This is a genomic window from Streptomyces sp. NPDC087420, assembly GCF_044744165.1.
Lineage (GTDB): Bacteria > Actinomycetota > Actinomycetes > Streptomycetales > Streptomycetaceae > Streptomyces.
Genome location: NZ_JBIUXU010000015.1, coordinates 144523 through 168749 on the forward strand (window position 1 = coordinate 144523; position 24227 = coordinate 168749).

Here is a 24227-nt window from a genome sequence, read left to right on the forward strand (position 1 = left end):
CGGCCTCGTCAGTGCGCCGGCCCCGCCAGCGCCGCGATCTCCGCCGTGAACGGCGTCCCCGACCCGTCGCGCCTCGGGTCCGGCGCCGGCAGCTCCATCGGAGCCCCGTTCTTCCGCGCCGCCCGCGCCGGCCCCGCGCCGGCCCACGCCAGCGCGAGGAAGTCCTCACCCTTGAGGAACCGGTGGCAGCGCACGCCACCCGTCGCCCGCCCCTTGCGCGGATACTGGTCGAACGGGGTGAGCTTCGCGGTCCGTACGGAGTCGTCCAGCGTGCCCAGCGAGCCGGTCACCGTGAACACCGAGCCGTCCGCCGCCGGATCCACCGCCGTGAACGAGATCACCGTCGCGCCCTCGGCCAGCTTGATGCCCGCCATCCCGCCCGCGGGCCGCCCCTGCGGCCGTACCTGCGCGGCCTGGAAGCGCAGCAGCTGCGCGTCGGACGTGATGAAGACCAGGTCCTCCTCGCCCGTACGCAACTCCTGGCCGCCGACGATCCGGTCACCCTCCTTGAGGGAGATGACCTCCAGCTCGTCCTTGTTCGACGGGTAGTCCGGGACCACCCGCTTGACCACACCCTGGAGCGTGCCCAGCGCGAGCCCGGGGGAGGACTCGTCCAGCGTGGTCAGGCAGATCAGCTCCTCGTCGGGCTCCAGCGTCAGGAACTCCGCGACCGGCGCCCCGCCCGACAGGTTCGGCGCCGAGGCCGTGTCGGGCAGCTGGGGCAGGTCGATCACCGAGATCCGCAGGAGCCGCCCCTCGGACGTCACCGCGCCCACGTCGCCGCGTGCCGTCGCCGGGACGGCCGAGAGAATCACGTCGTGGTTCGTCCGCCGGCCGTCACCGCCCTCCAGCGGCTCGCCGTTGACCGTACGGGCCAGCAGGCCCGTCGAGGACAGCAGCACCCGGCACGGGTCGTCCGCGACCTCCAGCGGCACCGACGCCACCGTCGACGCGCCGGACTCCAGCAGCACCGTGCGCCGGGGGGTGCCGAACTTCTTCGCCACCGCGGCCAGTTCGGTCGAGACCAGCTTCCGCAGCTCCGCGTCCGAGTCCAGGATCCCGGTCAACTCGTCGATCTCGCCGGTGAGCCGGTCGCGCTCGCTCTCCAGCTCGATCCGGTCGAACCGGGTGAGCCGGCGCAGCGGCGTGTCCAGGATGTACTGCGTCTGGATGTCGCTCAGCGAGAAGTGCTCGATGAGCCGCTCCTTCGCCTGGGCGGAGTTGTCGCTCGACCTGATGAGGCGGATGACCTCGTCGATGTCGATGAGCGCGACGAGCAGCCCCTCGACCAGGTGCAGCCGGTCGCGCCGCTTGGTCCTGCGGAACTCGCTGCGCCTGCGGACCACGGTGAACCGGTGGTCCAGGTAGACCTCCAGCAGCTCCTTGAGTCCGAGCGTCAGCGGCTGGCCGTCGACCAGCGCCACGTTGTTGATGCCGAAGGTCTCCTCCATCGGCGTGAGCTTGTAGAGCTGCTCCAGCACGGCCTCCGGCACGAAGCCGTTCTTGACCTCGATGACCAGGCGCAGACCGTGCGAACGGTCCGTGAGGTCCTTGACGTCGGCGATGCCCTGGAGCTTCTTGGCGGAGACCAGATCCTTGATCTTCGCGATCACCTTCTCGGGGCCGACGGTGAACGGCAGCTCCGTGACGATCAGGCCCTTGCGGCGCGCGCTGACGTCCTCGATCGTGACCGTGGACCTGATCTTGAAGGTCCCGCGCCCGGTCTCGTACGCGTCCTTGATGCCGCCGAGGCCGACCACGCGGCCGCCGGTCGGCAGGTCGGGGCCCGGCACAAAACGCATCAGCGTTTCCAGGTCGGCCGTCGGGTGCCGGATCAGGTGGCGAGCTGCCGCCACGACCTCACCGAGGTTGTGCGGCGGCATGTTCGTAGCCATGCCGACCGCGATCCCGGTGGCTCCGTTGACCAGGAGGTTCGGGTACGCCGAGGGCAGCGTGACCGGTTCCCGCTCCTGGCCGTCGTAATTCGGCTGGAAATCGACGGTGTCCTCGTCGATCGACTCCGTCATCAGTGACGTGGCGTCAGCCATCCGGCACTCGGTGTACCGCATGGCGGCGGGCGGATCGTCGTTCCCGAGCGACCCGAAGTTGCCATGACCGTCCACCAGGGGCAGCCGCATGGAGAACGGCTGTGCCATCCGGACGAGCGCGTCGTAGATCGACGCGTCCCCGTGCGGGTGGAGCTTTCCCATGACTTCGCCCACGACACGGGCGCACTTCACATACCCGCGGTCGGGGCGCAGCCCCATCTCGTTCATCTGGTACACGATGCGGCGGTGCACCGGTTTCATGCCGTCGCGGGCGTCCGGCAGGGCCCGGGAGTAGATCACCGAGTACGCGTACTCGAGGAAGGAGCCCTGCATTTCATCGACCACGTCGATGTCGAGGATCTTCTCCTCGAAGTCCTCCGGCGGCGGGGTCTTCGTGCTGCGGCGGGCCATCGCTGCTGCGGCTCCTTCACAGGTCCTGTACGGCAACTACTTGAACTGACGCCGACCATTGTGGACCGCTCCACCGACAACGCCGACCTCGCCCCGTCTCCCAGCGTGTGACGCACGGGAACTTCGCCAGGCGTCGGCACGCTTGCATACAGTGGCAGGACTTCTCCATATCGCGATCGAAGGGACGTACATGCCCATGGGTCACACGGCCACAGCGCAGGCCGGTTCCGGCGGCCTGACAGCGACTGAGCACCGGCTGGCCAACGGCCTGCGCGTGGTGCTCTCCGAGGACCACCTGACCCCGGTCGCCGCGGTCTGCCTCTGGTACGACGTCGGCTCCCGGCACGAGGTCAAGGGCCGTACAGGACTCGCCCACCTCTTCGAGCACCTGATGTTCCAGGGCTCGGCGCAGGTGAAGGGGAACGGCCACTTCGAACTGGTCCAGGGCGCCGGCGGCTCCCTGAACGGCACCACCAGCTTCGAGCGCACGAACTACTTCGAGACCATGCCCACCCACCAGCTGGAGCTGGCGCTCTGGCTGGAAGCCGACCGGATGGGCTCCTTGCTCGCCGCGCTCGACGACGAGTCGATGGAAAACCAGCGGGACGTCGTCAAGAACGAGCGCCGCCAGCGGTACGACAATGTGCCGTACGGTACGGCTTTCGAGCGCCTGACCGCGCTCGCGTACCCCGAGGGCCACCCGTACCACCACACGCCGATCGGCTCCATGGCCGACCTCGACGCGGCGACCCTCGAAGACGCGCGCGCCTTCTTCCGTACGAACTACGCGCCGAACAACGCGGTGCTGTCGGTCGTCGGCGACATCGACCCCGGGCAGACGCTCGCCTGGGTCGAGAAGTACTTCGGCTCGATCCCCTCCCACGACGGCAAGCAGCCGCCGCGCGACGGCTCCCTCCCCGAGACCATGGGCGGCCAGCTGCGCGAGGAGATCCACGAGGAGGTCCCGGCGCGCGCGCTGATGGCCGCCTACCGGTTGCCGCACGACGGCACCCGTGAGTGCGACGCCGCCGACCTGGCGCTGACGGTCCTCGGCGGCGGCGAGTCGTCCCGCCTGCACAACCGTCTGGTACGGCGTGACCAGACCGCCGTCGCGGCCGGCTTCGGCCTCCTGCGCCTCGCCGGCGCGCCCTCGCTCGGCTGGCTGGACGTGAAGACGTCCGGCGGGGTCGAGGTCCCGCAGATCGAGACCGCCGTCGACGAGGAACTCGCCCGGCTCGCCGCCGAGGGCCCCACCGCCGAGGAGATGGAGCGGGCCCAGGCCCAGCTGGAGCGCGAGTGGCTGGACCGGCTCGGTACGGTCGCGGGCCGCGCGGACGAACTGTGCAGGTACGCCGTGCTGTTCGGCGACCCGCAGCTGGCGCTCAGCGCCGTCACACGCGTGCTCGACATCACCGCCGACGAGGTCAAGGCCGTCGCCGCCGCCCGGCTGCGCCCGGACAACAGGGCCGTGCTGGTGTACGAACCGGTCACCGCAGAAGACGAAGCCGCCGAAGAGACCGACGAGCACGAGGGGGCGGACCAGTGACCGACGCTGCCGTGACCATGGAGTTCCATCCGCAGCCGACCGCCGGCGAGGCCAGGCCGTGGGCCTTCCCCGCCCCCGAGCGCGGCGCGCTCGACAACGGGCTGACCGTGCTGCGCTGTCACCGCCCCGGACAGCAGGTGGTGGCCGTCGAGATCAACCTCGACGCCCCCCTGGACGCCGAGCCCGAGGGCCTCGACGGCATCGCCACGATCATGGCGAGGGCGCTGTCCGAGGGCACCGACAAGCACACCGCCGAGGAGTTCGCCGCCGAGCTGGAGCGCTGCGGCGCCACCCTCGACGCGCACGCCGACCACCCCGGGCTGCGGGTCTCCCTGGAGGTCCCCGTCTCCCGGCTGCCCAAGGCGCTCGGCCTGCTCGCCGAGGCCCTGCGCGCCCCGGCGTTCGCGGACCCCGAGGTCGAGCGGCTCGTCCGCAACCGCCTCGACGAGATCCCGCACGAGACCGCCAACCCCGGCCGCCGCGCGGCCAAGCAGCTCTCCAAGGAGCTGTTCCCGGCCTCGCTGCGCATGTCCCGGCCCCGCCAGGGCACCGAGGAGACGGTCGGCCGGATCGACGCCGCCGCCGTACGCGCCTTCTACGAGGCGCACATCCGCCCGGCCACCGCCACCGCCGTGATCGTCGGCGACCTCACGGGTGTCGACGTGGACGGGCTGCTCGCCGAGACCCTCGGCGCGTGGACCGGCAACACCGCCGCCGCCCGCCCCGCCCCGGCCATCACGGCGGACGACACCGGCCGGGTCGTGATCGTGGACCGCCCCGGCGCCGTCCAGACGCAGCTGCTCATCGGCCGCATCGGCGCCGACCGGCACGACCGGGTCTGGCCGGCCCAGGTACTGGGCACGTACTGCCTGGGAGGCACGCTCACCTCCCGCCTCGACCGGGTGCTGCGCGAGGAGAAGGGCTATACGTACGGCGTACGGGCCTTCGGCCAGGTGCTGCGCTCCGCCCCGGACGGCACGGGCGCCGCGATGCTCGCCATCAGCGGTTCCGTCGACACGGAGTCCACGGGCCCGGCGCTGTCGGACCTCTGGACGGTGCTGCGCACGCTGGCGGCCGAGGGCCTGACGGACGCCGAGCGTGACGTGGCCGTGCAGAACCTGGTCGGGGTGGCCCCGCTCAAGTACGAGACGGCGGCCTCCGTCGCGGGCACGCTGGCCGACCAGGTCGAGCAGCACCTCCCCGACGACTTTCAGGCGCAGTTGTACGCGCGCCTGGCCGAGACCGGAACGGTCGAGGCGACCGCCGCGGCGGTCAACGCCTTCCCGGTGGACCGGCTGGTCACGGTGCTCGTCGGCGACGCGTCCCAGATCAAGGCACCGGTCGAGGCGCTGGGAATCGGCGAAGTGACGGTTGTCACGGGCTGATTCAGGCTGATTTCGTCCGGGTGCTTTTCCGGACGCTTTCTCGGACAAGGGGAAACCCCGGCGCCACGTCGCCGGGGTTTCCCCTTTATGTCCGTTCGGTCCTGTGGTGTGCGCTACAAACGGGCCTGCCCGTTTGGTGATTGAAAGAGCGTCCGCCTAGCGTCGGTCCGGTTGTTTCGCCGGCACCCCGCCACCACCGTGGCATCGGACAGGCCCTGTCCGGCAGGCGAGAGGAACGAAAGGATCCCCGCTTTGCCGGCATTCACCCGTCCCACCGGGAAGCACCGTGCCCGGAGCCGTACGACACGCAGGGGCGCGGGCATCGCCGGCCTCGCGACGCTCACCGTCGGCGGCGTGATGGGCACCCTCTCGTCCCCGGCGCTCGCCACCGGCGCGCTCGCCCCGCGCACCGCGCCCCTCCAGGAGGCCGGCCTCGACGGCGCACTGGTCCTCAGCAGCGCCCTGGCCCTGGACGACACCCTGGCCGACACGATCGACGCGCAGGCGGTCGCCCAGCGCGAGGCCGCCGACCGGGCCGCGAAGGCCGAGGCGCTGGCGAAGGCGGAGGCCAGGGCCAGGGCCGCCGCGAAGGCCGAGGCCGAGCGCGACGCGCGGGCCCGCGCCAAGGAGGTCCGCGGGGAGAAGCAGCGCGCGGCCAGGGCGGCCGAGCGCAGGCGTCTCGGCTCGTTCCGGCCACCCGTCGCGGGCTCGTACGTCAGCACCGGCTACCGGACCGGCGGGTCGCTCTGGTCCTCCGGCAGCCACACCGGCGTCGACTTCCACGCCGCCTCCGGCACCCCGGTGGTGGCGGTCGGCGCGGGCACCGTCGTGGAGGCCGGCTGGAGCGGCGCGTACGGCAACAGCGTCGTGCTCCGGATGGCCGACGGCATGTACACCCAGTACGGGCACCTCTCCTCCCTCGGCGTGTCCGTGGGGCAGGCGGTCGCCCCGGGGCAGCGGATCGGCCACTCGGGCGCCACCGGCAACACCACAGGACCCCACCTCCACTTCGAGGCACGTACGAGCGCCGCGTACGGCACCGACATCGACCCCGTCGCGTATCTGCGGACCCACGGCGTGGACGTCTGACGCCTCCGCCCGATCGCCCGCCCGAGCGCCGTCCCCGGCCGGCCGGCTGGCCAAAAGGTATGCACAAATTCCGGGCACCCATCGGAAATCCGCGAAGATTGCAATAGAGTCACGGAACAGGAGTCAATCGGCAGTGTTTCGCGCGGATTAAGTCGGAGGTTCGGACATGCGCATTCCCGCGCACTCGGTATGCACGGCGATCCGCGACGACATCGTCTCCGGTGTATTCGAGCGGGGCAGCCGGCTCACCGAGGAACAGCTGGCCCGGCGGTACGGCGTCTCCCGCGTCCCGGTGCGCGAGGCGCTGCGCACGCTGGAGTCGGAGGGCTTCGTGACCACCCGCCGCCACGTCGGCGCGTGTGTGGCCGAGCCCACCGACCAGGAGGCGGCGGACCTCCTGGAGGTCCGGCTGCTGCTGGAACCGCTCGGGGCGGCCCGGGCCGCCCAGCGCCGTACCGAAGCACACCTCAAGGTCCTGCGCGGCCTGGTCAGACTGGGACAGGAGCGGGCCAGGCGAGGGCAGGGAGAGGACCTGCGCGCCCTGGGGGCGTGGTTCCACGAGACCCTCGCGCAGGCCTCCGGGAGCCCCGCGCTGACCTCACTGCTCACCCAGCTGCGGCACAAGATCGCCTGGATGTACGTCGTTGAGCAGCCCGCCCACCCCGTGGAGTCCTGGGCCGAGCACGGCGCGATCGTGGACGCGGTGGCGCGCGGCGACGCGGAGCGCGCGCGGGCGCTCACGACGCTGCACGCGGAGCGCACGGCGGCCGTGCACCGGCTGCGGCGGCCGGAGCGGGGCCGGGAAAAGGTGAGGCCTTCGCAACATGCCGTAAACACCGCGAGTGCTCGTTCTTAACATCCACACCGTATACAAAGAGAAGTAATACGCAGGACTTCTTTTCTGCTGCCCGCACGGAAAAGGCTGAGCCGTGGTGCGCTGAATTCTCGCGCACCACGGCTCAGCCGTGAAATGAATTCGGGGGATCCCCGGACAATCTCCGGCCGTGACCGGTGGTCAGACCGTCTCGGGCAGTTCGTCGAGCCCCTCGGTGACCAGCTTCGCCAGCCGGTCCAGCGCCGCGTCGGCGCCCTCCGCGTCCGAGGCGAGCACGATCTCCTCGCCGCCCCGCGCGCCCAGGCCCAGCACCGCGAGCATCGAGGCCGCGTTCACCGGGCTGCTCTCCGCCTTCGCGACCGTGACGGGAACGCCGGTGGCCGTGACGGCACGGACGAAGATGGAGGCGGGGCGGGCGTGCAGGCCCTCGGTCCAGCCGACGTGGACGTGTCGCTCTGCCATGGTGGTGCCCTTCGGTGTCACGAGGTTCGATGTCGCGAGGTCGAGATCATGAGCCGGACTCATGAGCCGGACTCATCCGGACTCATGAGGTTCGAAATCATGAGGTTGTCTAGACCAGTCTCTCACGTGCCGTACGGTCCACTCCTGCCGACCCGCTGCGCCCGTCCGCCGTAGGCTTCGACCTATGGAGACGCCGTCGGAGCACGCGTACCCCGGCCACTGGGAAGCGGATGTGGTGCTGCGGGACGGGGGCACCGCCCGGATCAGGCCCATCACGGCCGACGACGCGGAGCGCCTCGTCAGCTTCTTCGAACAGGTCTCCGACGAATCGAAGTACTACCGCTTCTTCGCACCGTACCCCCGGCTGTCCGACAAGGACGTGCACCGGTTCACCCACCACGACTACGTGGACCGGGTGGGTCTCGCGGTGACGGTGGGCGGCGAGTTCATCGCGACCGTGCGCTACGACCGCGTCGACGAGCGGGGGCGGTCCGCGTCCGCGCCGGCCGACGAGGCGGAGGTCGCGTTCCTCGTCCAGGACGCGCACCAGGGGCGGGGGATCGCCTCGGCGCTCCTCGAACACATCGCGGCGGTCGCCAGGGAGCGGGGGATCCGCCGGTTCGCGGCGGAGGTGCTGCCCGCGAACAACAAGATGATCAAGGTGTTCCGGGACGCCGGGTTCACCCAGAAGCGCAGTTTCGAGGACGGGGCCGTGCACCTGACCCTCGACCTGGAGCCGACGGACGCGTCGCTCGCCGTACAGCGCGGGCGCGAACAGCGCGCGGAGGCGCGCTCCGTACAGCGCCTGCTCGCGCCCGGCTCGGTCGCCGTGATCGGCACGGGCCGTACGCCGGGCGGGGTCGGCCGCACGGTCCTGCGGAACCTGGCGGCCGCGGGCTTCACGGGCCGTACGTACGCGGTGAACGACGCCTTCGCCCCGGACACGCGGGAACTGGACGGCGTCCCGGCCGTCCGCTCCCTCGCGGAGATCCCCGACCCCGTCGACCTCGCGATCCTCGCGGTGCCCGCGCGGCGCGTGCCCGAAGCGGTCGCGCGCTGCGGTGAGCACGGCGTCCAGGGACTGGTGGTCCTCTCCGCCGGGTATGCGGAGAGCGGCGACGAGGGGCGGGCGCGCCAGCGCGAACTCGTACGGCAGGTCCGCTCGTACGGGATGCGCCTCATCGGCCCCAACGCCTTCGGGATCATCAACACCTCGCCGGCCGTGCGGCTGAACGCCTCCCTCGCGCCGGAGCCGCCGGCGCGCGGCCGGATCGGCCTGTTCACGCAGTCGGGCTCGATCGGCATCGCGCTGCTGGCAGGACTGCACCGGCGCGGGGCGCGCCTGTCCACGTTCATCTCGGCGGGCAACCGGGCGGACGTGTCCGGCAACGACTTCCTCCAGTACTGGTACGAGGACCCGGACACCGATGTCGTCCTGATGTACCTGGAATCCCTGGGCAACCCCAGGAAGTTCACCCGCCTGGCCCGCCGCACGGCCGCCGTGAAGCCGGTCGTCGCGGTCAAGGGAGCACGCCACAGCGGCAGCGCGCCGCCCGGCCACGCGGTGCCGGTGACCCGCATCCCGGACGCCACGGTCTCGGCGCTGCTGCGCCAGGCGGGCGTGATCCGCGTGGACACGGTGACGGAACTGGTCGACGCGGGCCTTCTCCTGGCGTCCCAGCCCCTGCCCGCGGGCCCCCGCGTCGCGATCCTCGGCAACTCCGAGTCCCTGGGGCTCCTCACGTACGACGCCTGCCTGGCGGAGGGACTGCGCCCGCTCCCACCCCGCGACCTGACGACGTCCGCGACCCCGCCGGACTTCCGTACGGCCCTGGCCACGGCCCTGTCCGACCCGTCGTGCGACGCGGTGGTGGTCACGGTGATCCCCCACGTGGGCGAAACGTCCACCCCGCTTCTCACGGAGGCCGCGGAGACAACGGAGGCCACCGCCCTGGCCCGAGCCCTGAGAGAAGCGACCACCGGCGCCCCGCCGAAGCCGGTGGCGGTGGTCCACGTGGAACTGCCGGGCCTGCCGGAGGCACTGTCGGCGACGGAACCGGACCCGGCGAGCGGTGGGCCCGCCGGGGGTCCCGCCCCCGAGCAGCCGTCCCCCGCCCCCCGGGCCGTCCCCGCCTACCCCGCCGCCGAACGCGCCGTGCGCGCCCTCGCCGAGGTGGTGCAGTACGCCGACTGGCGGCGGGCGATCGCCGAGCCCGGGAAGGTGCCCGAGTACGACACCATCGACGAGGCCGGGGCCGGGGCGCTCATCCGGCGGGCGCTCGGGGACGGGGTGGCCGATCCCCGGGGGGTGAGGCTCGGGGACGACGACGCCGTGGCGCTGCTCGGGCGGTACGGGATCTCCGTACGGCCCACCCTCCCCGCGCCAGGACCCGACGACGCCGCCACCGCCGCCACGCGGCTCCGATACCCCGTCGCGCTCAAGACGACCGCGCCCCACCTGCGCCACCGCGCCGACCTCGGCGGCGTACGGCTCGACCTCGGTGACGAGGCCCAACTCCGCCTCGCGTACGGCGAGCTGACCGACGCCCTCGGCACCCCCGCCGAACTGCTCCCCGTCGTCCAGTCCATGGCCCCCCGCGGCGTCGACACCGTCGTGCGCGCGGCCATCGACCCGGCCGCCGGCGCCGTCCTCTCCTTCGGCCTCGCCGGCGCCGCCTCCGAACTCCTCGGCGACCTCGCCCACCGCCTCGTCCCCGCCACCGACCGCGACGCCGCCGAGCAGATCAGGTCCATCAGGGCCGCCCCGCTCCTGTTCGGCTGGCGCGGCTCCACGCCCGTCGACACCCCCGCCCTCGAAGAACTGCTGCTCCGCGTCTCCCGGCTGGTCGACGACCACCCCGAGATCGTCTCCGTCGACCTCGAACCCGTCGTCGTCGCCACCCACGGACTCTCCGTCCTCGGTGCGGGCGTCCGCCTCGCCCCGCCCCCCGCCCGCGACGACTTCGGCCCGCGCCGCCTGCCGAGCTACTGACGATCCGGCGGACACGCCCCGGGGAGACGAGCCGCCCCGGACCAGGCCCGGACGCCACCCCGCACGCCGTCCTCCGAAGCCATCCGGCCACCGTAGGATGGAGCCCATGGCGAAGACCGGTACGACGACCCAGGGGCTGCGCACGGCGATCGAGCGCAGCGGCTACTACCCGGCTCTCGTGGCCGAGGCGGTGGAGGCCGCTGTCGGCGGCGAGCCGATCGTGTCGTACGTGGTGCACCAGGAGACCACCTTCGACGCGAACGAGGTGCGCCGCCATGTCACCGTCCTCGTCCTGACGGCCCACCGCTTCATCGTCAGCCACACCGACGAACAGGCCTCCGACACCAGCTCCCCGACGCCCTACGCCACCACCTCCACCGAGTCCGTCAAGATCGACCGCATCTCGTCGGTCGTGGTCAGCAGGGTCGTCGGCAACCCGGAGTCGTACACCCCCGGCACGCTGCCCCGCGAGGTCGTCCTCACCATCGGATGGGGCGCGGTCTCCCGTATCGACCTGGAGCCCGCCGCCTGCGGCGACCCCAACTGCGAGGCGGACCACGGCTACACGGGCAGCTCGACCGCCGACGACCTGAGCCTGCGGGTCAGCGAGGCCGGCGACGGCCCCGACACCGTCCGCCAGACGCTCGCCTTCGCCCAGGCCCTCTCGGAAGCCACCGCGGCCACCGCGGCGACCGCCCGCTGATGTCCGCGCAGCCACCACCCAGGCCACGGCCCCGCCCCCGCCCGCAGCCGGCGAAGCCCCGGCAGCCCCCGACGCCCACCGCGCGGACAAGCTCCCGGCCCGCGTCCACGCCGACAGCGGCGCCCCGCGACCCCACGCCGACGCCGGCGCCCCGCGACCCCGCCCCGACCACGGCCCGCTGGCCCGACGACCCACTCCCGCTCGCCCTCGGCACCGCCCCCGTACCGGAGTACGGCAGCGGCTCCCTCGCCGACCTGCTCCCCACCCTCGCCGCAGGACAGGGCGTACCGAACCTGACGGCGGCGATCCCCGAACTCACCCCCGCCGACCGCAACTGCGTCTTCCTGATCGACGGCCTCGGCTGGGAGCAGATCAAGGCGCACCCCGACGAGGCGCCGTACCTGACCTCGCTGCTCGGCACCTCCCGCGGCTCCACAGGACGGCCGATCACCGCCGGGTTCCCCGCCACCACCGCGACCTCGCTCGCCTCCGTCGGTACGGGCCTGCCGCCCGGCGCGCACGGCCTGCCCGGCTACACCGTCCGCGACCCCGCGACCGGCGCGCTGATGAACCAGCTCCGCTGGCAGCCCTGGACCGCGCCGCACGTCTGGCAGCCGTATCCGACGGTCTTCCAGCTCGCCGACGCGGCCGGCGTGCACACCGCCCAGGTGTCGTCCCCGACCTTCCGCAACACCCCGCTCACCCAGGTCGCGCTGAGCGGCGGCACGTTCCACGGCCGGCTCACCGGCGAGGACCGGATGGACCTCGCCGCGGCCCAACTCGCCGCCGCCGACCGGTCGCTGGTCTACACGTACTACAGCGAGGTCGACGGCAAGGGCCACCGCTTCGGCGTCGACTCCGACGCCTGGCGCGGCCAGTTGATGTACGTCGACCGGCTCGTCCAGCGCCTCGCCGAACAACTCCCGCCCCGCGCCGCCCTCTACGTCACCGCCGACCACGGCATGATCGACATCCCCTTCGACGAGGAGTCGCGCATCGACTTCGACGAGGACTGGGAGCTGCGCGCCGGAGTCGCCCTGCTGGGCGGCGAGGGCCGCGCCCGCTACGTGTACGCCGTCCCGGGCGCCGAGGCCGACGTCCTGACCGTGTGGCGCGACGTGATCGGCGACCGTTTCTGGGTGGCGAGCCGCGACGAGGCCGTCGAGGCGGGCTGGTTCGGCCCGCCGGGCACGGTCGAGGAACGGGTGTACGGCAGGATCGGCGACGTGGTCGCGGCGGCCCACGCCGACGTCGTGATCACCGCCTCGGTCCAGGAGCCCCACGAGTCGGCGATGGTCGGGATGCACGGCTCGATGACCCCCGTCGAACAGCTCGTCCCCCTCCTCGAAGTACGCTCCTAGTCGCCCGGTTCGCAGGCAGCGTTCCGGGGCGCAGAGCTGCCCGCACATCCGAAAGGCCGTCACCCCGCATGCCAGAGCTCGTCTTCTTCTCCGGAACGATCTACTACGATCCTCAGTGACGCATCAGTCACGGCAACACGGGGGGATCAAGTGCCTGTCATCGTAGGGGCCTACGAGCGCATCTCGGACGACGCGGAGGACACCGGCGCTGGCGTTGAGCGCCAGCGCGAGGACTGTCACGCGCTGGCCAGCATTCGGCGATGGGACATCGCCCGGGACTACGAGGACAACGACCTCTCCGCCTATCAGCGGAAGGTCGTACGGCCGCAGTTCGAGCAGATGCTCACGGATCTGGAGTCCGGCGTTATCAAGGGGGTCGTCGTCTACGACCTTGACCGCCTCGTTCGCCAGCCGAGAGACCTTGAGCGCCTGATCGACATCTACGAGGAGAACCCGGGCTATGTCTTCTCCTCATATCAGGGCGACATCGATCTGACGTCACCCGATGGCCGCACCATGGCCCGCGTCATGGTGGCGTTCGCCAACAAGTCGTCAGCCGACACGAGTCGGCGCGTGAAGCGCAAGCAGGCGGCCTTGGTGGCCGAAGGCAAGCTCCTGCACGGAGGGCGCCGCCCTTGGGGGTGGCTGCCCGACGGCAGCGTTGACCCGGACGCCAAGCGGGAGATCCTTGCCGGGCATGCCCGGATTCTCGCCGGAGACCGCATCTCGGCAATCCAGGACGACTGGGCCGAGCGCGGCGTTGGCCCGACCAACGCACAGGGCGCGCGCTACGTGGGCAGCGTGAAGAGCGGGAAGGCGCCGGGTGCCGTACGGCACAAGACGGTTCAGCACGCCCTGACGCACCCCGCCCTCGCGGGCATCAAGACGTACAGGGGTGAGGTTGTCGCCGGGACGGACGGCGCTCCCATCTCCGGGAACTGGGAGCGAATCTGCTCGCCAGCGGAGCTGGACGCGGTGGTCACGGCGCTCCGTGACCGTGCTCGCACGACTCGGGGCGGTCAGGGCGTGGCCAAGTACTTGCTGTCCGGCATCGCCCGATGCGGGGCGTGTGGCAAGGGCATGCGCGGCGGCGTCAAGAGGGCGAGCTATCTGTACTCCTGCAACAACTACTCGCCCGACTTCCGCTGCGGGAAGGTCGGCCGCGCCGGCGCGCCGGTCGATGACCTGATCATTGACCTTGTCCTCGCCGACCGGCACCGCCGGAGGCGGGGCGGTGAAGCGCCCGCCGACGCCTGGAGCGGCGCGGAAAGGCTCGCTCAGGTACAGAGCGAGATCGGAGAGTTGATCGCCGCCAGGAAGGCGGCCAAACTCTCCGTCGCGGTGCTGATCGAGCTACTCCCCCCGCTGGAGGCGGAGCGGGACGATCTGCTCTACGAGCGTCGTCGCCTTGAGGCCAAAGCCGTTCAAGCGAAAGCCGCCGAGGCGGCCGACGTCGAGACGCGTGAGGACTTCCTCACGCGTCCGCTGGACAGGCAGCGCGCCTTGGTGCTCCAAAGCCTCAAGGCTGTGATCATCCACCCGTCGGGTCGTACCGGACACAAGTTCAATCCGGATCTGATCGAGCCCATCTGGGCCGCCTGACCTGCAACAACAACCCACGAGCCCCTGGCACCCGCCGGGGGCTCTTCGCATTGGAGGGGCATGAACAAGGCCCAGCGCCGCGAAGCGCTGCGCGAGCAGCTCGGTCCCGTACTCGTCATGTGGTTCGGCGAGTGGGCCACCGACGTGGCCATCGAGGGCGTCACCGACGCGGTGTACCCGCTGTTGCGGGACGCGTACGGCAACGGCCGCAACGCGGCAGACAGCCGGGCGGGCTACCGCCTGACGCAGGAGAACGAACGCCTCCGGCGCGAGCTGGAGCAGATCAAGAAGGGACTGGCATGACGTACGACGTCTGCCCCGGATGCAAGAGGCAGTACCCCTGCGCATGCCGGGGCGCGCGATGAACGCCCGAGGTCAGCTTCTGACCTGGCTCTGCTTCTCCTTCGGAGCGCCCAGTGCCGAAGCGGCGGAGGCCGCCCTCGACGCCTACGCCCACGAGCTGGCGGAGAAGATCCGCTGGGCCAAGGGCCCAGATAGCGCGGATCAGCGATTCCTCATCTACGCGAACGGCTGGTACGACGGGCGCGGCGAAGCCGCCGACCTCATCGACCCGGAGTGCGAGATCTACCAGCGCGAATGCGCGTGTGACGGGGAGACCTCTCTCCGGGTCCACACGGCAGTCGACTGCTACGACCTCCCGGAGGTGTCGACGTGAGCACGCCGAACGACCCGTCAGGCCGCCCTCGTGGCGGCCTTTCTCGTATCACCGACCGCCTGCACCTGCTGCGCTTCCTGCGCGCCCACCAGAGCGGCGTACGGCGCCTCGCGTGGAACGCCGCAGGCGGTGTCGTCGGTGGTGCCATCGGACTCGGGATGGTCACGCTGTGGCTCTCGAACCGGTAACCAGGACGGTCCTGTACGACCCCGAACGCAAGTGGATCATCCGCGCGAGCTGTCGGAGCGTGGACAGCGAGCGCTTCTTCGCCAAGCACGGTCCGGCGCTCGGCAAGCCGCCGAGTCCCGAGGTCCAGGCGCACTGGGACGCGGCGAAGAAGATCTGCTCCTTCTGCCCCGTACGGATGGAGTGCCGCCGCGACTCCATCGGCGAGGAGTACGGCGTCTGGGGCGGACGGGACGAGCGCGAACGCTGGCTCGTCCGCAAGAAGATGTCGAAGCTCGCCCGTCACTGGACCACCGAGCGCCGCTTGGCATGGGGCAAGGAGCTTCACGCTCTGCGCTCACGTGACGTGAGCTGGACGCGCGTACGGCACATGACCGGGATCAGCGACATCCTCGGCTCCCGGCTCATCCGGGAGTACCTGGCGCACAAGCGCGCCCTGGGCGAGGAGCGGCGCGGACAGGTCGTGGACCTGCCGCTGCCCGAGGCGGGCAAGACGCTCGTCTTCCCGTCGATGGACGGGCGCCGGCACGCGTGGGTCTGGCACAACAGCGTCTTCGCGGACGCCCACTACAAGGGCGAGACCGAGGACGGGCGCTGGATCTTCGTGCAGGTCTTCGCCATCAAGGACGTCGTCCAGAAGTGGGTGCGCGCGGAGAACGTGCGCATCTACCACCCCCAGCCCAAGCAAATCCTCGACTACGTAGGGCGGGTGGACCGTGAGCGGGCCCAGAAAGCCGGGTGAGCTGCGCGAGGTCAAGCACCTCTCCCACTCCTCCAGGGAGACGATGGAGCGCTGCGCGAAGAGCTGGATGCTCAAGTACAAAGCCGGAGCACCGCAGAGACCGGCCGTGTGGTCGGCCGGCGGATCCGCCGTGCACGAGGCGACCGAGTTCTATGACCTCCACGCCAAGCGGGGCAGGGACATGAACGCGGAGCAGGTCCAGTTGATCTGGAACACCGCGTTGGAGAAGCAGCTCGCGGAGATCCGCGCCAAGGAGCCGAACGAGAACCTCTGGCGTCGCACCCAGGCCGAGGGCCTGGAGGAGTGGCGGGCCATGGGCCCGAGCCTGGTCCAGTCGTACATCGACTGGCGTCAGCGCTCCCCGTGGGAGCTGTGGACCACGCCCGATGGCGAACCGGCCATCGAGCTGGACATCAGCGGACGTCTCCCCGGCTGCGAGCCGGAGATCAAGGCGTACCTGGACCGGGTCTTCTGGGACCCCGTCTTCAAGAAGCTCTGGATCCTCGATCTCAAGAGCGGCAAGCGGGCGCCCACCACGCCCGACCAGTTCGGCGTGTACGCCGCGCTGCTGCGCGTGAAGTACGACGTCCAGGTGGACTGGGGCGTCGCCTTCCTGAACAGGAAGAGCGAGCTGGGCAAGCCCTTCGACCTCTCCGGGCACACGCCCGAGTTCGTGGGCGCGGTCTTCTCCGAGACGTGGGACGAGATCAAGCGCGGGAGCTTCCCCGCGAACGGCTTCCCGAACGCGTGCTTCATCTGCGACGTGCAGAGCGCGTGCGCGAAGCAGAACGGGCCCCTGGCCCACATCTACGACCCTGCGAGCCCGGGTCACCCCAGCAACGACCCTCCGTACTAAGGAGAGCAGTGAGCTACATCCGAGCGAAGCTCGTTGATCAAGAGGACCCGGTCACTGTCGAGCACGGCTTCCACATTCCGGAGATCAGCTTCGAGGACGAGCCGACCCTGGACATGAACCTGGATGACGAAGTCCTGGACTTCGTCCTGGCGCTCATTGCCAAGGTCAACAGGTTGGGCGAGAACGAAGCGCTGGTCGTCTGGAAGGAGATCTTCTAGATGGACCTCGGGGCTGTGGGCACCGTGCTGACCGGTGCCGCCATCGCCTGGCTCATCGGCCAGGCGTACTACCCGCTGATGTTCGCCGCCTTCGCGGCGGACGACAAGAATCCGCCCCCGCCTCCGGCGCCCGAGCCGGAGCGGTCTCCGGGCTGGTGCCACACGCACGGCACGCATCGGGACAACGAGAAGTGACGCTCACGCAGTGTGATTGCGGTGCGTGTTGTGAGGCGTGCGGCCACCACCCGGGCTGCATCCGTAACAAGAGGGCGGAGGAGTAGTTGCCGGCCTCCGAACGCGACATACGTCGCTTCTGGTCGAAGGTCGCCCTGCCGGACGAGCAGGGCTGCATGTTGTGGCTGGACAGTGTCGGAAAGAAGGGCTACGCCGTCTTCTGGCTGAACGGGAAACGGCCGCTTGTCCACCGCGTCTCGTACGAGCTGGCCTACAGCCCGATACCGGCCGGGCTGATCGTTGACCACGTCAAGCTCAACGGGTGCACGAACCGCCACTGCGTCGCACCGCTCCACCTGGAGGCGGTGACGTACGCGGAGAACAATCGCCGCAGCGATTCCCCCTCGGCCCTCAATGGCCGCAAGACGAAGTGCTGTCGAGGTCATGCGTACGACAGTAAGAACACCTACAACGACCCGGCCGGCCAGCGGCAGTGCCGCATCTGTCGGGCCATGAACCAGCGCGCATACACGAGCAGGAAGAGGAGCGCATGACGACCGAGGCTGTAACCGAGACCGTGGCAACCGAGGACTTCGAGGCCGAGAGCGGCCCCTCGTTCCCCGAGTTTCCTCTGAACCCCAACAACCACCTCTACACGATCTCGATGGACGGGCGCGGTCCGATGATCGTGGTCCGGGGCAACACCCCGCAGGAGATCAACGAGCGCTACCAGGCGCTCATGGACGCCGGCACCACGTCCGTCGCGGCGGCCGTGTTCAGCCACATGAAGGCGGAGATGGCCGTCGCCCAGGGTCTCGGCCCGGTCAGCGCCGTTCCGGCCCCTCAGGGCCCGCCCGCTCCCGCCCTGCCCCCGCAGGGGCAGTTCCCCGCTGCGCAGCAGCAGTTCAACCAGCAGCCCGCGCAGCAGTTCCCGGGCGCGCCGGGCACCGCCCCGGCGGCGTGGCAGAACGCGGGCGCCCCGGCCGGGGGCGCCGCCGTGCAGGACAACACCGCCGAGTATCGCCAGGCGGGCTGGTACAAGCTGACCGTCGGCTTCGGTGGTCCGAAGGCCGCGTTCGACGCGCTGGTCACGCAGTATGGCATGCGTAAGGGCCGCCCCACCGAGGGTGGGCAGGTCAGCTTCAACAAGGCGAACAAGAGCTGGCACGTCACCCCCGAAGCCGTCCAGGCGTTCGGCCAGTTCACCCCCGTCCCCGCCTGAGATGGCGGATCCCCTCCCGCTCGCTCCCTCTTGCCGCCACACTGGGCGGCGAGGGGGAGGGGGTGATCCCATGGCATCACGGTCCAGGCACTTGACGCGCAACGACCCGGAAGGGCGCTTCGCGCCGGCCCGCACGGCGGAGGACGAAGCGCGCACGGCGGCGTTCCTCGCCGAGCTGGAGCAGGTCCGCAAGCCGAATCCGGTCGTACACGTCGAGCTTCCGCCGATCTTCTCGGCGCGCGACGCGGCACCGTGGCTCGGGCTTCTGGGGGCAGGTCTCTAGTTGGAGACGCTGTCCCGCTCTGTAGCAAGGGGCTCGCTGGGGAAGGAACCCCTGGCGAGCCCCTTCGCGTCATGGTCCGAGCGCGGGATCAAGTTCCGGGGGGCGTCGGTCTCGATGCTCGCCGGGCTTCCCGGCTCCCACAAGACCCGCATCGTCCTCAACGCTCTCGTGAACATGCGAACGCCCACGCTGGCGTTCTCCACGGACAGCGACGCCGACACCGTCGCGTCCCGCCTGCTGGCCATCAACACCCGTACGCCCACCTCCGTCACGGAGGAGTGGCTCCGCACCGAGCCCGACAAGTGCAAGCGCCTGCTGGCGCAGTACGACTTCCTCACCTGGTGCTTCCGCCCGGACCCGTCGCTCGATGACGTCTGGCTGGAGGCGTACGCGTTCCACGAGCGCGAGGGCCGGTACCCGGACCAGATCGTCGTGGACATCGCGTCCGACATCGGACACGACACCGGGGACGAGTGGGGGTCCCTGCGGGACCTGCTCCGCCAGTCCAAGGTCTTGGCGCGCGAGACGGGCGCTCACGTCCTGCTCGTACACCACGCCGCTGACAGCGAGCGCACGAAGCGGCCGTGCCCGCGTCGCTCGGACATCCACGGCAAGGTCGCGGCCATCCCCGAACTGATCGTCACGTGCGGGCTGACGCCCACGGGCGAGCTGCACGTGGCGTGCGTGAAGAACCGCCACGCCAAGGCGGACGCCGATGCGAACAACCATTTTCCGATGACGCTCGACGCGGAGACGTCGTACGTCTCCGACTACGTGAACGCGCCCCGGGGCTATGCGCCCGGCTGGGGCGGAGAGGACTGGGACTCATGAGTGACCATCAGTCGATGACTGACGACACCGGAGGGTGGAGCTTGACGGATGGCTTCTCCCCCGAGGGAACGCTGTGTCTCCAGGCCGACGAAGGCAACTTCGACGTCGCCTACAACGGCAACCCCCTCAACCCCGCTCAGCTTCGTGCCTTGGCCGCGAGGTGCATTGAAGCCGCCTCCGAGCTGGAGGCCAAGAGCGATGACTGATCTCGTTCTCAAGGAGCTGAGACTCCGCCACGCGACGCTCGACCTCAGGGCGGAGCGCCTGCGCTCCGAGTGGCGCACAGCGCCCGCCACGGGCCCCAGGGCTTCCGCCCTGGGCAAGCAGGTCAGGGAGATCCAGGCGGACGCCGACGCGTACGCGGACATCCTCAAGGGCCTGGAGGAAGCGTGATGCCCGACCACGACCGGCGGTGCGGGAAGTGCAAGCTGCCCGCGCCCAGGCACTCCGCAGCCTGCCCGTCCAGGTCCCGTCCCCGGCACACCGGCCCGGCCATTCAGGGCAGCGGCTACACGCCTGCTCAGCTGATCGGCGGCGAACCCCACGACCGGGACATCCTCCCGGACCCGCCCGCCGCCGAGACGCAGCCATGACAGCCGCGCGCGTACTGGGGGCCGCCATCGTGGCGGCCCCTTTGCTGTCTGGCGCCGCGATTGGCGCCTGGTGGGCCGTACGGCGGCTCTGCCGCCCCACCCACCGCTGGACCCGCTGGTGCGGGTCCCTGGTCGAGCACGACAGCTCGATCTCCTTCAACCCCGGCCGCCAGTGGCGCATCTGCCGCCGCTGCGGCGACCAGCAGGAGAGGAAGAACGCATGCGTGTGATCGTCACGGGCTCAAGGGCTTGGCCCGACAGGAAGGCCGTCTTCTGGGCGCTGCGCGACGTCTGGCAGGAGCAGGGCGCTTTCCATCTGATGCACGGCGACTGCTCCACCGGGGCGGACGCGATGGCGCAGGAGTGGTTCGAGCTGGTGGGCCAGCGGGACGGGTGCACCGTCGAGCGCTTCCACGCCGACTGGGGACATCGCGGCAAGGCCGCCGGCCCCGAGCGCAACCGCCGCATGATCGCGGCGGGCGCGGACCTGGTCCTCGCCTTCCCGCTGCCCGAGGGCTCGGGTACGCAGGGCACGATCAAGCTCGCCAAGCTGGCGGGCATTCCGGTGAGGATCGTGACGTCGTGAGCGCCGAAGAATGGGCGGACAGGATCCAGAACGTCATCCTGGACGCGCAGCGCGAGGGCCACATGCTTTGGATCTCCGACGACGCCCAGTGCGAGTGCGCTTGGGCGGAAATCCGCCTCGGCGGAGCCGAAGATCCCGGTACGGGTGGAGTGCTCGTCATGGAGTGGAGGCGTCCCACGTGAGCGAGCACCTGCCCCACGACCTGCCCGAGTACGTGCCCAACTGGCCCGTGCCAGTGATCGTCAAGGTGAAGGTCAGGCGACTCCGCCGCCTGGGCGGCTGGTCGTGGTTCCACCACTGCCCGCATCGCCAAGTGATCGCGACGGAGTTCAAGATGCCCAGTCAGCGCGCCGCCTTCGCGGCGGCCTTGAAGCACGCCCAGGGGTGCTGGTGAGCGGCGGAAGCTACAACTACCTGTGCTGGGCAAGCGATTTGGAGGAGATCAACAACAAGCGCTACGCGCTGCGTGAAATGGCCGACCGTCTGGCCGGTCTCGGCTACGCCACGGACGCGGCAGCGGAGACCGAGGAGCTGCTCGTCATGCTCCAGCAGTGGGAGATCCGGGCCGAAGTCCGGATCAAGCGGCTCTCCGACGTCTGGCACGCCGTGGAGTGGTGGGACTCGGCGGACTCCAGCGAGGAGTCCGTCCGGGAAGCCCTCGCGAAGTACAGGGAGGGCTCGTGACCAAGTCGAAGGCGAAGGGCACCAAAGCGGAGACCGACTCCGTGAAGTTCCTCAAGGAGCACTGGCCGCTCGCCGAGCGCCGAGCGCTCGCGGGCAACAAGGACAAGGGCGACATCGCTGGCATCCCGCGTACAGTCGGGGAGATCAAGGCGGCAGTCAAGATCGAGCTGGTCAAGTGGCAGCGCGAGACGCTGACCGAGATGGCGAACGCGGAAGCGGACCACTGCTTCCTGGTCATCAAGGTGCCGTACAAGCCGGTGGCCAAGTGGGACTTCTGGGTACCGGCGTATCAGGTCGGCCTCGAAGACCTGATGTACACGCCGCCGGAAAAGCTCCCGGAGGTGTGCCGATGGGTCCGGATGGATTTCGAACTCGGTCGCGAGGTTCTCGGTCGGATGATCCAGTCTCTCCACTGATCCCGCTCGTCCCAATCCTGCTCCACTACGGCGTGGACCTGGACGGCAACCGCTGGGGCAACACAGCGGTGCTGTGTCCCGTGCACTCGGAGAGACGCCCTTCCATGACGGTCAACGTCGACAAGGGCGTCTTCTTCTGCTTCTCGTGCGACGCCAAGGGCACCGCACTCAACTTGATCATGGCAATGGAGGGCTGCTCGCGTGGAGACGCTCTCGACAGGGCCAGCAAGATCCTTGCCGCTTCGGGCCACGAAGTGCCGAAGCGAGCCACGCGGGGCCGGTATCAGCGTCCTGGCGAGAGCGCTGATACCGCACCGGCGGGACGCAGATACGTCCCGCCAGGAAGAAGGAGCGCGTGATACTCACAGAGAGCGACGAACGTCGCTTCTGGTCCAAGGTCGCCCTGCCGAACGAGCAGGGCTGCATGTTGTGGACGAAGTACGTACGCCCCGATGGCTACGTCTCGTTCTACCTGAGCGGGAAGCAAGTCCTCATTCACAGGGTCTCGTACACCCTGGCGTACGGGTCGATACCCGACGGACTGGTCATCGACCACGTCAAGGCCAAGGGCTGTACGAACCGCCACTGTGTGGCGCCTGCGCATCTCGAAGCCGTCGCCGGGATTGAGAATCACCGGCGGGGGGACGCCGGCGGGAACATGCGCGCCAAGACCCACTGCCCGCAGGGGCATCCATACAGCAGCGAGAACACGTACGTCTATCCTCGCGGCCATCGTCGCTGCCGGGCGTGCGGTCGCGAGCAGAACCGCGACTACAGCAGGCGGCGCCGTGCAGACTCCGTCGTCTGAGGAGCGGCGCTTCTTCGAGCAAGCGGTGTCTCGGTACCAAGCAGACCTCGCGCTGGATGCTGCGGCGCAGGCCTACTTGGCCGGCCGTGGCTTCGGCGAGCTGGAAGCGGGGCAGTTCCGCCTGGGCGCCGTTAGGACGCCCCTGACGGGCCACGAGCAGTACGCGGGTCGCATGGCGATCCCGTACCTGACGCCCTCCGGGCCGGTGAACATCCGCTTCCGCTGCATCGAGCAGCACGCCTGCGAGGGGCACGCGAAGTACCTGTCCCTCCCCGACGGGGGAAGCAACCTCTTCAACGTCCTGGACTTGAAGAAGGACTCGCCCTTCGTCTGCGTCGCCGAGGGCGAGATCGACACGCTGACGCTGTCCATGTGCGGCCTGCCGGCCGTCGGCGTGCCCGGCGTGAACACGTGGGCCGCCCACTTCTCCCGCTGCCTTGAGGACTTCGACACCGTGTACGCCTTCGGCGACGGTGACGACGCGGGCGGCAAGTTCAGCTCCTTCCTGGCCAAAGAGGCCAAGGCCAGACCGATTTCCATGCCGAGAGGTTCTGATGTCAACGACGTATTCAGACGCGAAGGAGCAGACGGTGTCCGCCGTCTCATCGCTGAGTGAGCCCGTCTGCACCTGCGGGTGCACCCGCTCCCGGCACATGGGCAAGCCGAGAGGCTGCCAGGATCACGGTTTCCATGAGTTCGAGGCGGACTCGCCTGCCCCCGTCCCGCTGAGCGAGGCTCCGCTGTACGACGTAACCACGAGAGACCGCGACGAGAGGCGAGCCAACTGGCAGGCGGTCGCGGACCGTGCAGCGGAGCCGCACGACCAGACCGGCGGTGTCTTCAAGTGCGCCTGCGACGCGGTGAGTCTCCTTGCGGAGCCCGAGACGGAGCCGCCCCTCACGCCCGAGGAAGAGGAGCAGGTCCCTCCCCAGCTCTGCCACTGCGGGATTGGAACCCCCGAGGAGTGCGCGACGGGGCCCGCAGGGTGCGGGCCGAATTCCCTGGACCCCAGGCCTCCCCAGCCCGTGCGCCGCCCGCCGTACGCCGTGGCGTACAGCGTGGACGGTCACCTCTACGAGGTGGCGCTCCCCGGGGACGCCACGGTCACGGCCGTGGACGGCGCGCTCGTCATCAAGCACACGCCCGGCCAAGTGGCCGGGATCGTCGGCATACAGCCCATCACCGCGAAGGAGGCCAGCTGATGGCGGAGGGCGAGCGACGCGAACGATATCGAACAGCGCTCGTACGGGCCGATTTCAACAGTCCGCTGTCATCTGTTGCCGCCGAAGCCGTCATGGCCGTGGCGGACGAAGAGCAGCGCGGTCTGTGCGGAACCATCGAGGCGATCAAGCGCTCGGAAAGCGCGCTCCAGTCGTACGTGAACGACCTGCGCGCAGAGCTCGCGGTAGTCCGCCGGTACGGAATCGAAGAGGAGACCGACTAATGCGCCCCAGGGGCATGCCCTCCAGGTGGATCAAGCTCCGGCCCTGGTACTACACCGAACGACGCCAGCCGTCT

General features: G+C 70.1%; 35 protein-coding genes. 33 read left to right on the forward strand and 2 right to left on the reverse strand.

The genetic code is table 11. From position 1 onward, the window contains the following. Positions 1-8 precede the first annotated feature (8 nt). Positions 9-2459 (reverse strand): DNA topoisomerase (ATP-hydrolyzing) subunit A, encoded by a 2451-nt coding sequence (locus ACIO1C_RS29400; RefSeq protein WP_401868928.1) that lies wholly within the window; start codon positions 2457-2459, stop codon positions 9-11. Positions 2460-2655: 196 nt separating this feature from the next. Between ACIO1C_RS29400 and ACIO1C_RS29405 the strand changes: the two genes are divergently transcribed. The 4 genes from ACIO1C_RS29405 to ACIO1C_RS29420 all read left to right on the forward strand — a co-directional run bounded on the left by ACIO1C_RS29405 (position 2656) and on the right by ACIO1C_RS29420 (position 7335). After that, the gene (locus ACIO1C_RS29405) at positions 2656-4005 is read left to right on the forward strand and encodes a M16 family metallopeptidase (RefSeq protein WP_401869208.1); all 1350 of its coding nucleotides are present in this window, start codon (positions 2656-2658) and stop codon (positions 4003-4005) included. Between the two features lie 17 nt (positions 4006-4022). Beyond that, positions 4023-5390: a M16 family metallopeptidase gene (locus tag ACIO1C_RS29410; RefSeq protein WP_401869211.1), complete on the forward strand. Its 1368-nt coding sequence runs from the start codon at positions 4023-4025 to the stop codon at positions 5388-5390. A gap of 252 nt (positions 5391-5642) precedes the next feature. Continuing rightward, complete coding sequence (locus ACIO1C_RS29415) at positions 5643-6479, forward strand: M23 family metallopeptidase (RefSeq protein WP_401868930.1); 837 nt, start codon at positions 5643-5645, stop codon at positions 6477-6479. Between the two features lie 166 nt (positions 6480-6645). Beyond that, positions 6646-7335 (forward strand): GntR family transcriptional regulator, encoded by a 690-nt coding sequence (locus ACIO1C_RS29420; protein ID WP_327234101.1) that lies wholly within the window; start codon positions 6646-6648, stop codon positions 7333-7335. Between the two features lie 159 nt (positions 7336-7494). On the opposite strand, the gene ACIO1C_RS29425 is transcribed toward ACIO1C_RS29420, so the two are convergent. Beyond that, complete coding sequence (locus ACIO1C_RS29425; protein ID WP_401868933.1) at positions 7495-7776, reverse strand: HPr family phosphocarrier protein; 282 nt, start codon at positions 7774-7776, stop codon at positions 7495-7497. 184 nt (positions 7777-7960) lie between these two features. Between ACIO1C_RS29425 and ACIO1C_RS29430 the strand changes: the two genes are divergently transcribed. The 29 genes from ACIO1C_RS29430 (at position 7961) to ACIO1C_RS29570 (ending at position 24153) form a co-directional block, all read left to right on the forward strand. Beyond that, positions 7961-10768: a GNAT family N-acetyltransferase gene (locus tag ACIO1C_RS29430; protein ID WP_401868936.1), complete on the forward strand. Its 2808-nt coding sequence runs from the start codon at positions 7961-7963 to the stop codon at positions 10766-10768. A gap of 106 nt (positions 10769-10874) precedes the next feature. Next, the gene (locus ACIO1C_RS29435) at positions 10875-11471 is read left to right on the forward strand and encodes a DUF5998 family protein (RefSeq protein ID WP_161309731.1); all 597 of its coding nucleotides are present in this window, start codon (positions 10875-10877) and stop codon (positions 11469-11471) included. Further along, on the forward strand, positions 11471-12832 hold the full coding sequence (locus tag ACIO1C_RS29440) for an alkaline phosphatase family protein (protein WP_401868939.1): 1362 nt from the start codon (positions 11471-11473) through the stop codon (positions 12830-12832). The genes ACIO1C_RS29435 and ACIO1C_RS29440 overlap by 1 nt, the downstream gene beginning before the upstream one ends. Before the next feature lie 150 nt (positions 12833-12982). Then, the gene (locus ACIO1C_RS29445) at positions 12983-14434 is read left to right on the forward strand and encodes a recombinase family protein (protein ID WP_401868941.1); all 1452 of its coding nucleotides are present in this window, start codon (positions 12983-12985) and stop codon (positions 14432-14434) included. Between the two features lie 60 nt (positions 14435-14494). Further along, positions 14495-14737 carry a hypothetical protein gene (locus ACIO1C_RS29450; RefSeq protein WP_401868942.1) on the forward strand — a complete coding sequence of 81 codons (243 nt, stop codon included), beginning with the start codon at positions 14495-14497 and terminating at the stop codon, positions 14735-14737. 58 nt (positions 14738-14795) lie between these two features. Further along, positions 14796-15110 (forward strand): hypothetical protein, encoded by a 315-nt coding sequence (locus ACIO1C_RS29455; RefSeq protein WP_401868944.1) that lies wholly within the window; start codon positions 14796-14798, stop codon positions 15108-15110. Beyond that, on the forward strand, positions 15107-15298 hold the full coding sequence (locus tag ACIO1C_RS29460; RefSeq protein WP_401868947.1) for a hypothetical protein: 192 nt from the start codon (positions 15107-15109) through the stop codon (positions 15296-15298). The genes ACIO1C_RS29455 and ACIO1C_RS29460 overlap by 4 nt, the downstream gene beginning before the upstream one ends. Further along, complete coding sequence (locus tag ACIO1C_RS29465) at positions 15280-16038, forward strand: WhiB family transcriptional regulator (protein WP_401868949.1); 759 nt, start codon at positions 15280-15282, stop codon at positions 16036-16038. Before ACIO1C_RS29460 ends, ACIO1C_RS29465 begins: the two co-directional genes overlap by 19 nt. Next, positions 16013-16894, forward strand: a complete 882-nt coding sequence (locus ACIO1C_RS29470) for a RecB family exonuclease (protein WP_401868952.1) — start codon at positions 16013-16015, stop codon at positions 16892-16894. The genes ACIO1C_RS29465 and ACIO1C_RS29470 overlap by 26 nt, the downstream gene beginning before the upstream one ends. Before the next feature lie 8 nt (positions 16895-16902). Continuing rightward, on the forward strand, positions 16903-17112 hold the full coding sequence (locus ACIO1C_RS29475) for a hypothetical protein (protein WP_401868954.1): 210 nt from the start codon (positions 16903-16905) through the stop codon (positions 17110-17112). Continuing rightward, positions 17113-17307, forward strand: coding sequence for a hypothetical protein (locus ACIO1C_RS29480; protein WP_401868956.1), 195 nt, complete (start codon positions 17113-17115; stop codon positions 17305-17307). Positions 17308-17393: 86 nt separating this feature from the next. Further along, positions 17394-17840 carry an HNH endonuclease signature motif containing protein gene (locus ACIO1C_RS29485; RefSeq protein WP_401868959.1) on the forward strand — a complete coding sequence of 149 codons (447 nt, stop codon included), beginning with the start codon at positions 17394-17396 and terminating at the stop codon, positions 17838-17840. Continuing rightward, positions 17837-18508, forward strand: a complete 672-nt coding sequence (locus ACIO1C_RS29490) for a hypothetical protein (protein ID WP_401868962.1) — start codon at positions 17837-17839, stop codon at positions 18506-18508. Before ACIO1C_RS29485 ends, ACIO1C_RS29490 begins: the two co-directional genes overlap by 4 nt. Positions 18509-18578: 70 nt before the next feature. Continuing rightward, complete coding sequence (locus ACIO1C_RS29495; protein WP_401868965.1) at positions 18579-18791, forward strand: hypothetical protein; 213 nt, start codon at positions 18579-18581, stop codon at positions 18789-18791. Beyond that, positions 18792-19622, forward strand: a complete 831-nt coding sequence (locus ACIO1C_RS29500) for an AAA family ATPase (protein ID WP_401868967.1) — start codon at positions 18792-18794, stop codon at positions 19620-19622. It abuts the gene before it with no gap. Between the two features lie 14 nt (positions 19623-19636). Further along, positions 19637-19828, forward strand: coding sequence for a hypothetical protein (locus ACIO1C_RS29505; protein ID WP_401868969.1), 192 nt, complete (start codon positions 19637-19639; stop codon positions 19826-19828). Continuing rightward, positions 19821-20015 (forward strand): hypothetical protein, encoded by a 195-nt coding sequence (locus ACIO1C_RS29510; RefSeq protein ID WP_401868971.1) that lies wholly within the window; start codon positions 19821-19823, stop codon positions 20013-20015. The genes ACIO1C_RS29505 and ACIO1C_RS29510 overlap by 8 nt, the downstream gene beginning before the upstream one ends. Beyond that, on the forward strand, positions 20015-20215 hold the full coding sequence (locus ACIO1C_RS29515) for a hypothetical protein (protein WP_401868974.1): 201 nt from the start codon (positions 20015-20017) through the stop codon (positions 20213-20215). The genes ACIO1C_RS29510 and ACIO1C_RS29515 overlap by 1 nt, the downstream gene beginning before the upstream one ends. Then, the gene (locus ACIO1C_RS29520) at positions 20212-20445 is read left to right on the forward strand and encodes a hypothetical protein (protein ID WP_401868976.1); all 234 of its coding nucleotides are present in this window, start codon (positions 20212-20214) and stop codon (positions 20443-20445) included. Before ACIO1C_RS29515 ends, ACIO1C_RS29520 begins: the two co-directional genes overlap by 4 nt. Further along, complete coding sequence (locus tag ACIO1C_RS29525; protein WP_401868978.1) at positions 20436-20801, forward strand: SLOG family protein; 366 nt, start codon at positions 20436-20438, stop codon at positions 20799-20801. The genes ACIO1C_RS29520 and ACIO1C_RS29525 overlap by 10 nt, the downstream gene beginning before the upstream one ends. Further along, positions 20798-20983, forward strand: coding sequence for a hypothetical protein (locus ACIO1C_RS29530; protein WP_401868981.1), 186 nt, complete (start codon positions 20798-20800; stop codon positions 20981-20983). Before ACIO1C_RS29525 ends, ACIO1C_RS29530 begins: the two co-directional genes overlap by 4 nt. Then, a complete protein-coding gene (locus ACIO1C_RS29535) occupies positions 20980-21195 on the forward strand; it encodes a hypothetical protein (RefSeq protein WP_401868982.1) in 216 nt (71 codons plus the stop codon). Before ACIO1C_RS29530 ends, ACIO1C_RS29535 begins: the two co-directional genes overlap by 4 nt. After that, on the forward strand, positions 21192-21485 hold the full coding sequence (locus tag ACIO1C_RS29540; protein WP_401868985.1) for a hypothetical protein: 294 nt from the start codon (positions 21192-21194) through the stop codon (positions 21483-21485). Before ACIO1C_RS29535 ends, ACIO1C_RS29540 begins: the two co-directional genes overlap by 4 nt. Next, a complete protein-coding gene (locus ACIO1C_RS29545; protein WP_401868987.1) occupies positions 21482-21901 on the forward strand; it encodes a hypothetical protein in 420 nt (139 codons plus the stop codon). Before ACIO1C_RS29540 ends, ACIO1C_RS29545 begins: the two co-directional genes overlap by 4 nt. Then, positions 21835-22260 (forward strand): CHC2 zinc finger domain-containing protein, encoded by a 426-nt coding sequence (locus ACIO1C_RS29550; RefSeq protein ID WP_401868989.1) that lies wholly within the window; start codon positions 21835-21837, stop codon positions 22258-22260. The genes ACIO1C_RS29545 and ACIO1C_RS29550 overlap by 67 nt, the downstream gene beginning before the upstream one ends. Continuing rightward, the gene (locus ACIO1C_RS29555) at positions 22257-22709 is read left to right on the forward strand and encodes an HNH endonuclease (protein ID WP_401868992.1); all 453 of its coding nucleotides are present in this window, start codon (positions 22257-22259) and stop codon (positions 22707-22709) included. The genes ACIO1C_RS29550 and ACIO1C_RS29555 overlap by 4 nt, the downstream gene beginning before the upstream one ends. After that, entirely contained in the window at positions 22690-23325 is a 636-nt protein-coding gene (locus ACIO1C_RS29560; protein ID WP_401868994.1) for a toprim domain-containing protein, read from the forward strand. The genes ACIO1C_RS29555 and ACIO1C_RS29560 overlap by 20 nt, the downstream gene beginning before the upstream one ends. 37 nt (positions 23326-23362) lie before the next feature. After that, positions 23363-23911 (forward strand): hypothetical protein, encoded by a 549-nt coding sequence (locus ACIO1C_RS29565; protein WP_401868997.1) that lies wholly within the window; start codon positions 23363-23365, stop codon positions 23909-23911. Further along, on the forward strand, positions 23911-24153 hold the full coding sequence (locus ACIO1C_RS29570) for a hypothetical protein (RefSeq protein ID WP_401868999.1): 243 nt from the start codon (positions 23911-23913) through the stop codon (positions 24151-24153). The genes ACIO1C_RS29565 and ACIO1C_RS29570 overlap by 1 nt, the downstream gene beginning before the upstream one ends. The last annotated feature ends 74 nt before the right edge of the window (positions 24154-24227 follow it).

What these genes read in the sequence shown, in the direction of transcription:
- ACIO1C_RS29440 (WP_401868939.1), top strand. Translation starts at nt 11,471, where the DNA reads ATGTCCGCGCAGCCACCACCCAGGCCACGGCCCCGCCCCCGCCCGCAG.
- ACIO1C_RS29425 (WP_401868933.1), bottom strand. Translation starts at nt 7,776, where the DNA reads ATGGCAGAGCGACACGTCCACGTCGGCTGGACCGAGGGCCTGCACGCC.
- ACIO1C_RS29515 (WP_401868974.1), top strand. Translation starts at nt 20,015, where the DNA reads ATGCCCGACCACGACCGGCGGTGCGGGAAGTGCAAGCTGCCCGCGCCC.
- ACIO1C_RS29455 (WP_401868944.1), top strand. Translation starts at nt 14,796, where the DNA reads ATGAACGCCCGAGGTCAGCTTCTGACCTGGCTCTGCTTCTCCTTCGGA.
- ACIO1C_RS29400 (WP_401868928.1), bottom strand. Translation starts at nt 2,459, where the DNA reads ATGGCCCGCCGCAGCACGAAGACCCCGCCGCCGGAGGACTTCGAGGAG.
- ACIO1C_RS29480 (WP_401868956.1), top strand. Translation starts at nt 17,113, where the DNA reads ATGGACCTCGGGGCTGTGGGCACCGTGCTGACCGGTGCCGCCATCGCC.
- ACIO1C_RS29505 (WP_401868969.1), top strand. Translation starts at nt 19,637, where the DNA reads ATGACTGACGACACCGGAGGGTGGAGCTTGACGGATGGCTTCTCCCCC.
- ACIO1C_RS29495 (WP_401868965.1), top strand. Translation starts at nt 18,579, where the DNA reads ATGGCATCACGGTCCAGGCACTTGACGCGCAACGACCCGGAAGGGCGC.
- ACIO1C_RS29510 (WP_401868971.1), top strand. Translation starts at nt 19,821, where the DNA reads ATGACTGATCTCGTTCTCAAGGAGCTGAGACTCCGCCACGCGACGCTC.
- ACIO1C_RS29405 (WP_401869208.1), top strand. Translation starts at nt 2,656, where the DNA reads ATGGGTCACACGGCCACAGCGCAGGCCGGTTCCGGCGGCCTGACAGCG.
- ACIO1C_RS29525 (WP_401868978.1), top strand. Translation starts at nt 20,436, where the DNA reads ATGCGTGTGATCGTCACGGGCTCAAGGGCTTGGCCCGACAGGAAGGCC.
- ACIO1C_RS29490 (WP_401868962.1), top strand. Translation starts at nt 17,837, where the DNA reads ATGACGACCGAGGCTGTAACCGAGACCGTGGCAACCGAGGACTTCGAG.
- ACIO1C_RS29435 (WP_161309731.1), top strand. Translation starts at nt 10,875, where the DNA reads ATGGCGAAGACCGGTACGACGACCCAGGGGCTGCGCACGGCGATCGAG.
- ACIO1C_RS29520 (WP_401868976.1), top strand. Translation starts at nt 20,212, where the DNA reads ATGACAGCCGCGCGCGTACTGGGGGCCGCCATCGTGGCGGCCCCTTTG.
- ACIO1C_RS29570 (WP_401868999.1), top strand. Translation starts at nt 23,911, where the DNA reads ATGGCGGAGGGCGAGCGACGCGAACGATATCGAACAGCGCTCGTACGG.
- ACIO1C_RS29420 (WP_327234101.1), top strand. Translation starts at nt 6,646, where the DNA reads ATGCGCATTCCCGCGCACTCGGTATGCACGGCGATCCGCGACGACATC.
- ACIO1C_RS29565 (WP_401868997.1), top strand. Translation starts at nt 23,363, where the DNA reads ATGGGCAAGCCGAGAGGCTGCCAGGATCACGGTTTCCATGAGTTCGAG.
- ACIO1C_RS29410 (WP_401869211.1), top strand. Translation starts at nt 4,023, where the DNA reads ATGGAGTTCCATCCGCAGCCGACCGCCGGCGAGGCCAGGCCGTGGGCC.
- ACIO1C_RS29450 (WP_401868942.1), top strand. Translation starts at nt 14,495, where the DNA reads ATGAACAAGGCCCAGCGCCGCGAAGCGCTGCGCGAGCAGCTCGGTCCC.
- ACIO1C_RS29430 (WP_401868936.1), top strand. Translation starts at nt 7,961, where the DNA reads ATGGAGACGCCGTCGGAGCACGCGTACCCCGGCCACTGGGAAGCGGAT.
- ACIO1C_RS29550 (WP_401868989.1), top strand. Translation starts at nt 21,835, where the DNA reads ATGGGTCCGGATGGATTTCGAACTCGGTCGCGAGGTTCTCGGTCGGAT.